This window comes from Terrabacter aerolatus, assembly GCF_007991735.1.
In the GTDB taxonomy this organism is placed as follows: Bacteria; Actinomycetota; Actinomycetes; order Actinomycetales; family Dermatophilaceae; genus Terrabacter; species Terrabacter aerolatus.
Map to the genome: position 1 here is coordinate 131,419 of NZ_BJYX01000012.1, position 10,533 is coordinate 141,951.

The 10,533-nt window shown below is 70.0% G+C and carries 12 protein-coding genes; 11 read left to right on the plus strand and 1 reads right to left on the minus strand.

Annotated elements, in window-relative coordinates; genetic code table 11:
* Positions 1-444 precede the first annotated feature (444 nt).
* From rpmH to TAE01_RS12580, 9 genes are all read left to right on the plus strand, one after another.
* The gene (gene rpmH / locus TAE01_RS12540) at positions 445-582 is read left to right on the plus strand and encodes a 50S ribosomal protein L34 (protein WP_028051105.1); all 138 of its coding nucleotides are present in this window, start codon (positions 445-447) and stop codon (positions 580-582) included.
* Between the two features lie 18 nt (positions 583-600).
* Complete coding sequence (gene rnpA / locus TAE01_RS12545) at positions 601-951, plus strand: ribonuclease P protein component (RefSeq protein WP_147066915.1); 351 nt, start codon at positions 601-603, stop codon at positions 949-951.
* A complete protein-coding gene (yidD, locus tag TAE01_RS12550; protein ID WP_147066917.1) occupies positions 948-1,370 on the plus strand; it encodes a membrane protein insertion efficiency factor YidD in 423 nt (140 codons plus the stop codon). The genes rnpA and yidD overlap by 4 nt, the downstream gene beginning before the upstream one ends.
* 93 nt (positions 1,371-1,463) lie before the next feature.
* On the plus strand, positions 1,464-2,447 hold the full coding sequence (gene yidC, locus TAE01_RS12555) for a membrane protein insertase YidC (protein WP_147066919.1): 984 nt from the start codon (positions 1,464-1,466) through the stop codon (positions 2,445-2,447).
* A 206-nt stretch (positions 2,448-2,653) separates the two neighbouring features.
* Complete coding sequence (locus TAE01_RS12560) at positions 2,654-3,277, plus strand: Jag family protein (protein ID WP_147066953.1); 624 nt, start codon at positions 2,654-2,656, stop codon at positions 3,275-3,277.
* Between the two features lie 78 nt (positions 3,278-3,355).
* Positions 3,356-4,186 (plus strand): 16S rRNA (guanine(527)-N(7))-methyltransferase RsmG, encoded by an 831-nt coding sequence (gene rsmG / locus TAE01_RS12565; RefSeq protein WP_147066922.1) that lies wholly within the window; start codon positions 3,356-3,358, stop codon positions 4,184-4,186.
* Between the two features lie 574 nt (positions 4,187-4,760).
* A complete protein-coding gene (locus TAE01_RS12570; protein WP_281289289.1) occupies positions 4,761-5,717 on the plus strand; it encodes a ParA family protein in 957 nt (318 codons plus the stop codon).
* Between the two features lie 428 nt (positions 5,718-6,145).
* On the plus strand, positions 6,146-7,276 hold the full coding sequence (locus tag TAE01_RS12575; RefSeq protein ID WP_147066924.1) for a ParB/RepB/Spo0J family partition protein: 1,131 nt from the start codon (positions 6,146-6,148) through the stop codon (positions 7,274-7,276).
* A gap of 12 nt (positions 7,277-7,288) precedes the next feature.
* The gene (locus TAE01_RS12580) at positions 7,289-8,149 is read left to right on the plus strand and encodes an Fpg/Nei family DNA glycosylase (protein ID WP_147066926.1); all 861 of its coding nucleotides are present in this window, start codon (positions 7,289-7,291) and stop codon (positions 8,147-8,149) included.
* 34 nt (positions 8,150-8,183) lie between these two features.
* On the opposite strand, the gene TAE01_RS12585 is transcribed toward TAE01_RS12580, so the two are convergent.
* Positions 8,184-8,585, minus strand: coding sequence for a nitroreductase family deazaflavin-dependent oxidoreductase (locus TAE01_RS12585; RefSeq protein ID WP_186815184.1), 402 nt, complete (start codon positions 8,583-8,585; stop codon positions 8,184-8,186).
* Between the two features lie 90 nt (positions 8,586-8,675).
* Here TAE01_RS12585 and TAE01_RS12590 point away from each other — a divergent pair, with 90 nt between their 5' ends.
* Positions 8,676-9,569, plus strand: a complete 894-nt coding sequence (locus TAE01_RS12590) for a metallophosphoesterase family protein (RefSeq protein WP_147066930.1) — start codon at positions 8,676-8,678, stop codon at positions 9,567-9,569.
* Between the two features lie 114 nt (positions 9,570-9,683).
* Entirely contained in the window at positions 9,684-10,490 is an 807-nt protein-coding gene (locus TAE01_RS12595; protein WP_186815185.1) for an alpha/beta fold hydrolase, read from the plus strand.
* Positions 10,491-10,533 lie beyond the last annotated feature (43 nt).

Genomic DNA, 10,533 nt, shown 5'->3' on the forward strand with positions numbered 1-10,533 from the left:
TCCTGGTGCGTCCGTGCCCTGGTGAACGATGCCCTGTTGTCCACACGTTTGTCCACAGCCTGTGCATGGAGTGTCGGGGATCGTAAGAGACGCAAACTACAGGCGCGGCGGCGTCGAAGACAATCGAGTCGTCCACAGATCTCCGAGTCCGCGGCGTGTCGCCTTGCATTTGAGGCGCTACCTCCGAGGATCGTGGGTTTTGGGCGTGTCGCCCACCCGGGCCTCGCCGGTTTGACCCTCGTTCGACGGCTCCCGTATCGTTGACCGAGCGTGTCTGCGACCTCTTTCGCATGCCCATGGCCCCGAGGCCGGCCCAGCCGGACCGTCTCGGCCCTCCACGGGCTTGCCGATTGCGGTCGCATCGGCCACCGACAGCCCCACAACGGGAGCCGGGCCGGCGTCGTCATGACGTCGGACGGGCCCCTGCAACCTACGGAGAACCTCGTGAGCAAGCGCACCTTCCAGCCGAACAACCGTCGCCGCGCCAAGACGCACGGCTTCCGCCTGCGCATGCGCACCCGCGCCGGCCGTGCCATCCTCGCCGGCCGCCGTCGCAAGGGCCGCGCCGAGCTCTCGGCCTGAGCAGCCGGAGGCCGCGGCGTGCTGCCGGCACGTCACCGACTGCGTGAGCGGACGGACTTCACGACGGCAGTACGCGGGCCCGGCGCCAGCAGAGCAGGCGGGCGACTCATCGTCGTGCATGCCAACCGGACCGATGCGCGTGCGGAACTTCCGCCGCGCGTCGGTTTTGTTGTGTCCAAGGCCGTGGGCAACGCGGTCGTGCGCAACCTGACCAAGCGGCGACTGCGCGCGAGCGTCGCGACCCGGCTGGGCGGCATACCGGCAGGGATGGACGTCGTCGTGCGGGCCAACCCCGCGGCCGCGACAGCCACCTGGGACGAGCTCGACCTCGCCGTGGCCCGCCAGCTCGACAAGGCGTGCCGACGATGAGCCGCACGGTCAACGAGGTGCTCGCCTCACCACTCGTCCTCGCGGTGCGCTTCTACCAGCGCTTCGTCTCCCCGCTGTCGCCGCCGAGCTGCCGCTTCTACCCCAGCTGCTCCGCGTATGCCGTCACCGCGCTCACCCGGTTCGGGCCCCTGCGCGGGGGCTGGCTCGCGATCCGGCGGATCGGCCGGTGCAACCCGTGGAACCCCGGCGGGGTCGACCCCGTTCCCCTGACGTGGGCCACGCGCGGCGACGTGCGGCCCGAGGACTTCCGTCCGGCTGAACCGGGGCCGGACGAGCACGACCACGAGCACGACCACCAGCACGACGAGCAGACAACCCCGACGGACGAGCACGGACCTGCGCGCCCCGTGGCGCACGGGGTCCCGGGCGGAGTCTCGCACCGGGGACCCACGACCTGACCAACCGGCATATGGTTGCCGATCAGTGGTGAGTGGCCCAACACCTCGAACCCGAGCTGGACCGGCCGGCCCACCAGACCACAGAGGAATCACGTGATCGACTTCTTCAACACCCTGCTCTATCCGATCAAGCTCGGTGAAGCCTGGGTCATGTACGCCTGGCACTGGCTCTTCGACGCCATCGGGATGTCGACCGGCTGGGCCTGGGCCATGTCGATCGTCGGCCTCACGGTCGTCGTGCGCCTCATGCTCATCCCGCTCTTCGTGCGCCAGATCCACTCCTCCCGGCGGATGCAGCTCATCCAGCCGGAGATGCAGAAGATCCAGAAGAAGTACAAGGGCAAGCGCGACCCGGAGTCGCAGAAGGCCCAGCAGGCCGAGATCATGGATCTCTACCGCCGCACGGGGACCAACCCGTTCAGCAGCTGCCTGCCGATCCTCATCCAGAGCCCCTTCTTCTTCGCGCTGTTCCAGCTGCTCAACAACCTCAAGGCCCAGGCCGAGGGCGTGCCCGGTCACGACGCGATCGGCCCGATCACCCGCGAGGTGGCCGCCCAGATCGAGAGCTCGACGATCTTCGGCTCCAAGCTGTCGGACCACTTCCTCGGCGCGGACGTGCCGCTCAACACGAAGATCCTCACGGCCGTGCTCATCGTGCTCATGTCGGCGACGACGTTCACGACGCAGTACCAGCTGATGCGCAAGAACATGCCGGCCGCGGCGCTCGACAACCCCTTCGCGAAGCAGCAGAAGGTCCTGCTCTACCTGATGCCGATCTTCTTCGCGATCTCCGGCGTCAACTTCCCCATCGGTGTCCTCCTCTACTGGCTGACCACCAACCTCTGGACCATGGGCCAGCAGTTCTACGTCATCCGCAACATGCCGGCCCCCGGGTCCGAGGCCGAACGGGCCCGCCGTGAGCGTCTCAAGCGCAAGGGCAAGGACATGCAGGAGCTCACCGTGCCCGGCCTCGAGCCCACCGACGCCGTCCCGGACGACGCCCCCAAGGCCGGCCAGCGCCAGCAGCCCAAGGGCAAGAAGCGCGCCCGGACCCAGCCGACCAAGAACCGCCGCTGAGGTTCGTCCACACACTTGTCCACACCGCCCTGGGCCTCTGAACTGCGGAAACGCAGGTTGTCCACAGACCGGCCCCGGTGAACGAAGGAGTACTCATGAGCGACACCCAGGCCACCGACGTCGAGACGCCGGTCACCCCCGCAGCAGACGACGCCGGCCACACCGCACACGTCGACGAGACCGCCGCCGTGGCCACGCCGGACACCATGGACGGCACGAGCGACAGCGCGGCTGACACCATCGCCGACAGCACCGCCGACACCACGGGCCTGCAGGCCACCAGCGACGCGTCGCACGGAGCCCACGAGGGTGAGCAGGCCACTGAGGCCGGCAAGGCCGAGAAGGGCGACAAGAAGTCCCGCGTCCGCCAGCTCGAGCGAGAGGGTGAGGTCGCTGCCGACTTCCTCGAGACGCTCCTCGACATCGCCGACCTCGACGGGGACATCGACGTCGATGTCGACGGTGACCGCGCTGCCATCGCGATCGTCGACTCCGAGGAGGGCCGGGTGCCCCGTCGTCTGGTGGGTACCGACGGCAAGGTCCTCGAGGCCCTGCAGGAGCTGACCCGCCTGGCCGTCCAGGCGGAGACGGGTGAGCGCAGCCGCCTCATGCTCGACGTCGCCGGGCACCGCGCCCAGCGACGCACGGCGCTCGTCGAGCTCGCCCAGGCCGCCATCGCTGACGTCAAGGAGTCGGGGACCAAGCGCGCCCTCGACCCGATGACCGCCTTCGAGCGCAAGGTCGTGCACGACGAGGTGGCCGCCGCAGGTCTCGTCTCCGAGTCCGAGGGCACCGACCCGCACCGCCACGTCGTCATCCTCCCCGAATGACGTCGTCCCGTTTCACGTGAAACGGGACTCCGACTTGCAGTTGCCACCGACCGTCGCACGACCGAGGAGTGAGAGCGCGTGACGCACGATGCTCTCGACCCCGCCGGTACGCCGGTCGTCGCGCCCTCTGCACCTACGCCCGCTGCGCCGCCGCCCACTCCGACGGCTGCGGCGGCCGTGTTCGGAGACCACGTCGAGCTCGCCGAGCACTTCGTGGCGATCCTCTCCGACACGGGGATCAGCCACGGACTCATCGGACCGCGGGAGACTCCGCGCCTGTGGGACCGGCACGTGCTCAACTGTGCCGTCGTCCAAGAGGCGATCCCCCGCACGGAGCGCACCCAACAGGTCATCGACGTCGGCTCGGGGGCCGGACTCCCGGGTCTGGCCCTCGCCATCGCCCGCCCAGACCTCCACCTGCACCTCGTGGAGCCGTTGGCGCGCCGCACCGGCTGGTTGACCGGGACCGTGGCCCAGCTCGGGCTGACCAACGTCACGGTGCACACCGCTCGCGCGGAGACCATGTGGGACCAGCTGCACGCCCCCTGGGTGACGGCACGTGCCGTGTCGCGCATCGTGCAGCTCGCCGAGTGGACCCTGCCCCTCCTCGAGGCCGGCGGCAGCCTGCTGGCGCTCAAGGGGAGCCGAGCCGCCACCGAGCTCGACGAGAGCAGGACCGCCCTGACCCGCCTCGGTGTCGTCGACGCCGGCGTGGACGCCTACGGCGCGGACCTGCTCGACGAGCCCACGATCGTCCTGCGCTGCACCATCGGTGACGTCGTGGACCGTCGGCGCTTCCGTGCCCGACAGCCCACGAGCGCCGGATCCGCACGTCGACGGGCAGATCGTCCACGAGCATCGCGACGCTCCGGCCCGGGAGTCGGCGACCGGCCGCGCCATCAGCCATGATCGTGTCCAGACCATTTCGATGGACGACTCGGGCGGACCACTCCGCGGGTCGACCCTCAACCCCGGAGGTGCTCCCGCTGTGACGATGTCGACCAACCTGGGCTGGCCGAGCGAACCGGAGCCTGGCCCGGAGCACCGCCGACTCGGCTGGCTGGCCCGCATGCTGGGAGTTTCACGTGAAACGGCGGCCCTGGAGCCGACCTCCTCCGTGGCCGACGCCCTGCCGACGCCGTCTGCCCACCCTGAAGACGCCGCGGCTCTCGAGGCTGCAGCGCAGGGGGCCCCCGACGGTACGAGCACGATGACCAGGTCGAGCCCGTCGGCGGCGGCGTCACTCACTCCAACCGCGACGGAGACGTCGGCGACGATGCCGGCGACGATGCCGGCGGAGTCAGGCGCGAACGATGCGGTGGACCCGACCGAGATGGCCGTGACGACGCTGGATCCGACAGATGCCGCGCTGGCGGCCGGCGCCGGCGCCCCGGCGCAGCCTGTGGACAACATGGTGGATGAAGGGACGGCCCCGGGGCCGTCTGAGCGGGAAACAGGGCATTCAGAGGCTGGGGACAACGTTGTGGACGAAGCCAGCTCGATGACGCAGCTCGAGCACGACCACGCCGACCGTGAGGCCTTGGCCGCCGCCATTCCCATGCCGGGCACCGACACCCCACTGGCCCGCGAGCTCGCCGACAACGCCCGTCGACGCATCCAGCTGACCGGGCGACAGTTCCCCAAGCCGACCTCCCAGCGGGTCTTGACGGTCGCCAACCAGAAGGGTGGGGTCGGCAAGACGACCACGACGGTCAACGTCGCCGCAGCCCTGGCGCAGTCGGGGCTCAAGGCCCTCGTCATCGACCTCGATCCACAGGGCAACGCGAGCACCGCCCTCGGCATCGACCACCATGCCGAGGTCCCCTCCATCTATGACGTCCTCGTCGACGGCACGCCGCTGCTGGACGTCGTGCAGCCCTGCACGACGGTCGAGAACCTCTTCTGCGCGCCGGCCACCATCGACCTGGCTGGTGCCGAGATCGAGCTCGTCTCGCTCGTGGCCCGCGAGTCGCGTCTCCAGAAGGCGATCGCCGCCTCGGCCGAGAGCGGGCACGAGTTCGACTACATCCTCATCGACTGCCCGCCCAGCCTCGGCCTGCTCACGGTCAACGCCATGGTCGCGGCGAGCGAGGTCTTCATCCCGATCCAGTGCGAGTACTACGCGCTCGAGGGTCTCTCGCAGCTGCTCAAGAACATCGATCTCGTCAAACGCCATCTCAACCCGGCCCTGCACGTGTCGACGATCCTGCTGACGATGTACGACGGACGCACCCGACTGTCGGCCCAGGTCGCCGACGAGGTGCGTGAGCACTTCCCGGAAGAGGTGCTCCGGACGACGGTGCCGCGCTCGGTGCGCGTCTCGGAGGCCCCGAGCTTCGGCGAGACCGTCATGACCTACGACCCGGCGAGCAGCGGGGCCCTGGCCTACCTCGAGGCTGCGGGGGAGATGGCCGACCGTGGAGCAGCCGGACCGACCTGAGGCGGGACTCCCAGGTCGGTCGTGGCGCCGACAGACACCACCCACAGGGCCGGCGCCCATCGTGCCGGCCCTGTTTCACGTGAAACGCACCCGGTCCGCGCGTTCCCGCGTGGCACCCACCGAGGACCGACCGGTTTCACGTGAAACGGGCCCGGAGGTCGAACGCGGAGCTCACCGGGATCGGCGAGCGGGTGGAGGATCGCCTCCAGAACGGCGCGCAGGCCCCCGGTCGCTGCGCCGGCATGGCACGGGGTGGGGATGTTCCACGTGAAACACGACATGCGGCGAGCTCGTCCGATCTCCTCTCGGTGAGGTCGCTGACAGGTCTCGAACGACATCGAGGGTGTGGTCCCGGGGGCAGCACTCCCGAGCACCTAGACTGACGCAGGGCGCGATGGACGCGCTGCGAACGGTTGAAGGGTTGTGGGATGGCGGAGAAGCGACGTGCACTGGGTCGAGGCCTTGGAGCACTCATCCCTAGCGCACCCAGCGGAGGCGCCGGACGCCCCGTCGACGTCTTCTTCACCGAGCAGAAGCAGCCCGACGTCCCCGGCGCATCCACGCCGGCAGACGGGTCGGCCGACGGACAGGCCACCGAGGCGACCGTGACGTCCGGCGCGAACGGGGCGGGGAACGCGGCCAGCACGCTGGAGGCAACGGTCGGTCCCTCCACGGACGGAGCGACCAACGACGACGGCAGCCACCAGAGCGGCCTGGCCGCCGTTCCCGGCGCCGAGTTCGCCGAGCTCGACATCGAGTCGATCCGGCCCAACCCCAAGCAGCCCCGCACGGTCTTCGACGAGGACCACATGGCCGAGCTCGTCCACTCGATCCGCGAGATCGGGGTGCTCCAGCCGATCGTCGTGCGGCGCATCCCGGAGGACCAGCTCGCCGACGCCGACGGCCGCACCTTCGAGCTCATCATGGGTGAGCGTCGGTGGCGCGCATCGCAGGCGGCCGAGCTCGGGGTCATCCCCGCGATCATCAAGGAGACGAGCGACGACGACCTCCTGCGCGACGCCCTCCTCGAGAACCTCCACCGCAGCCAGCTCAACCCCCTCGAGGAGGCCGCCGCCTACCAGCAGCTGCTCGACGACTTCGGCTGCTCGCACGACCAGCTCGCCACCCGGATCGGCCGCTCGCGCCCGCAGATCTCGAACACCCTGCGCCTGCTCAAGCTCCCGCCCCTGGTTCAGCGGCGCGTCGCAGCAGGGGTGCTGAGCGCAGGACACGCGCGCGCCCTCCTGGGCATGGCCGACGCCGCGGCGATGGAGCGCATGGCCCAGCGCATCGTCGCGGAGGGGCTCTCGGTGCGCAACGTCGAGGAGCTCGTCGCGCTGGGGGAGGGCAACGACGCCCCGCGGGCCCGGCGGCCACGGGCCGGGAGCCGGCACCCGCAGCTCGACGACTTCACGTCCGGCCTCTCGGACCACCTCGAGACGCGCGTGGCGATCGCCCTGGGCCAACGCAAGGGCAAGATCACCGTGGAGTTCGCGTCGGTCGAGGACCTGCGGCGCATCCTCGGGCTCATGGGCGTGCAGGCCCCGTCCCACGACTGACGCGTCGAGACGATGCCCGAGGGTCACACGATCCATGCGCTGGCCGACCGCCTCGAGCGCGCCTTCCGAGGTCACGAGATCGCGGCGAGCAGTCCGCAGGGTCGGTTCGCCGCCGAAGCGGAGCGCCTGGACGGACACGTGCTCGAGCGCGCCCAGGCGTGGGGCAAGCACCTCTTCGTCAGCATCGGGGACGCCACCCTGCACGTCCACCTCGGCCTCATCGGTATGTTTCCCGTGAAGCATCTCGTGGACGGCGTGCCCCCGGCGCCCGTCGGGGCCGTACGCCTGCGTATCGTCGGCCCGGAACACGTGGCGGACCTGCGCGGCGCCATGATCTGCACGCTCGTCGACGCCGGACGTCAACGGGAGATCGTCGCCGCCCTGGGTCCGGACCCTCTGAGGCGAGGTCAGCGCCCGGACGGTGGCTGGGCACGCGTCCGGCGCAGCCGTCGCGCCCTGGCGGAGCTACTCATGGACCAGTCCGTGCTCGCCGGCGTCGGTAACGTCTACCGCTGCGAGGTGCTCCACCGTCTCGCCGTCGACCCGCTCACGCGCGGGATCGACGTCTCGCAGCAGGTCTGGCAGGAGATCTGGGACGACCTCGTGCGTCTCATGCCCCTGGGCCGCACCTTCTCGCAGATCATCACGACGCCTGACCAGGTCGAGGACGCCGAACGCGCGAGACGGACGGGCCGTGGCAGGCAGATCTCCCGCCGACTCACGGGGGAACGGCTGGGTGACACCTTCGAACGCCGGTTCCTCGTCTACAAGCGCACCGGACAGCCGTGCCCGAGGTGCTCGCAGCCCGTCCGCGAGAGCGAGATCGCCGGTCGACGGCTCTACTGGTGCCCGGCGTGCCAGCTCCGGCACTGAGCTGCTTCGCGGGAGTCCCCCGTCGAGTTCCGGCTCACCAGCCGGCGAAGTCCTCGCGCGAGAGCACCGGCATCTCCACGTAGTCGTGGCAGCCCAGCACGGGCAGCAGCGCCCGCGGAGGCTGCGGCACCCGCGCCCGACCCCGGACCTCAGGCAGGTCGGCGGGTGCGCCGAGGACGAGCAGCTCGTCACCCAGGTGCATCCGACCACCTCCGGCCGCCCGGAGGTTGGCGAGCCAGTCGACGCCGCGGCCGTACGTCAGGGCGACCGTCACCGCGTCCTTGTTGTCGAAGGCCATCATGGGCGTGCGGAACGTGCGACCCGACCGGCGGCCGACGTGCTCGAGCTCGACGAACCACCCGTGACCGGCGAGGTGCACGAGGGCCTTGTTGACGTACCTCTTGTTGAGGCGCGTGACAGCGCGGGGAATCGGCATGGTCACCTCCGTCCCCAGCGTCGCACCTGTTGGCCCGACCGGCATCTCGAGACAGCCCGGAGAACGAGCCGGCCCGCCTAGGCTGACGCCATGACCCTGACGGGCACCCGCCCCGCGCCGACCCACGTCATCGCCCACCTGTCCGACCCCCATCTGCTGGCCGGCGGCGGTCTGCTCGCCGGCCACATCGACACCGCGGCGCAGCTGCGTCGGGCCCTGGCCCGGGTCGAGGGCTCGGGGGAGCGGTACGCAGCCCTCGTCATCTCCGGAGACCTCGCCGACACCGGCGACCCCGACGCCTACGCCCTGCTGCGCGAGATCGTCGACCCGGTGGTCGCGCGACTCGGCTGCGCCCTCGTGCTCACCGGCGGCAACCACGACGAGCGTCGTCCGATGGCCCGGGAGCTGTACGGCGTGGACACCGATGAGCCGCAGGACCGGGTCACCGACGTGGACGGGTTGCGCATCATCGCCCTCGACTCAGCAGTGCCCGGCTATCACCACGGCGGCTTCTCAGACGACCAATACGCTTGGCTCACAAGGGAACTCACACATCCTGCTCCCCACGGCACGATCCTCGTCATCCACCACGCACCCATCACCTACCGCTCACCCGTCATGCAGCTGCTCGACTTCGACGACGTCGAACGGCTGCGCACCGTCGTCGAGGGCAGCGACGTCAGGGCGATCCTCAGCGGGCACCTGCACGTCACGAGCTTCGGGACGCTCGGGTCGGTCCCGGTCCTCGTCGCCGGCGGCGTCAGCTACGTCGACGACGTCGGGGCACCGCGCGAGCTGCTCATGGCGGTCGACGGGCCGCAGTCGTGGAACCTCGTCGAGGTCCACGCCGACCAGGTGGTCGCCACCGTCGTGCCGATCGAGGCGCACGAGACCTGGCCTGCGCTGTCGGAGGCGGTCATGGACTTCATGGCCACGGTGCCGGAGGCGGACCAGCGAGAGGTCTTCTCGCGCAAGCGGACCTGATCGGGAACGACTCCGCAGATCCTTCGTTTTTCGTAATGTCGAACCGGTGCGTCTCCGTTCGACGCAGGGATGAGGACCCGACACGCGGGTCGCACACACACCAGGGAGCCAGAGATGAACGACTTTAAGACGGCCACGTCGGCCGACGGCACGAGCATCGCCTACGAGGCCTACGGGACGGGTCCGGTCGCTGTCGTGGTCGGCGGCGCCTTCTGCGACCGGGGCGCCTTCCGCGACCTCGCGCAGGCTCTCGGCGAGCAGGGTCTCACGGGAGTGACCTACGACCGTCGTGGCCGTGGAGACAGCGGGGACACGTTGCCCTACGCGGTGCCTCGCGAGATCGAGGACCTCACGGCGGTCATCAGTCACGCCGGCGAATCCTCTTCTGACACCTACGTTTTCGGCATCTCCTCGGGTGGCGCACTCGTCGTCGAGGCCATCGCCGCCGGCGCACCCGTGACCAAGGGCTCCGCGATCGAGGTCCCCTACCGGACCGCGGCGTGGCCGCCCGTGCCCGACGACTACATCGGCACCCTCGAGCGTTTCGAGGCGGCCGGTGACCGTGAGGGCATCCTGCGCTACTTCAACACGACGGTCGTGGGCATGCCCGACCAGATGGTCGACGGCATAAAGGGAACGCCGATGTGGGATCCGATGCTCGCCATGACCTACACCGTGAAGTATGACGGCTTCTGCCTCGGTGGCGACGACCAGAGCCTGCCCACGGAGGCGTTGGCCCGGGTCACGGTGCCCTTCCTCACCGTCTGCAGCAGCGGCACCGCCATGCCCTGGCTGCACGACTCGGCGGGCGTGCTCGCCGACGCCCTGCCGGACGGGCGTGCGGTCGAGCTGCCCGGGGACTTCCACCACGTGCCGGCCGAGGTGCTCGCGCCCGCCCTCGCGGAGTTCTACCGGTCGTGATAGAGGTATGCCGTCGGGTTGCCTTGTGCGACAAGGCAACCCG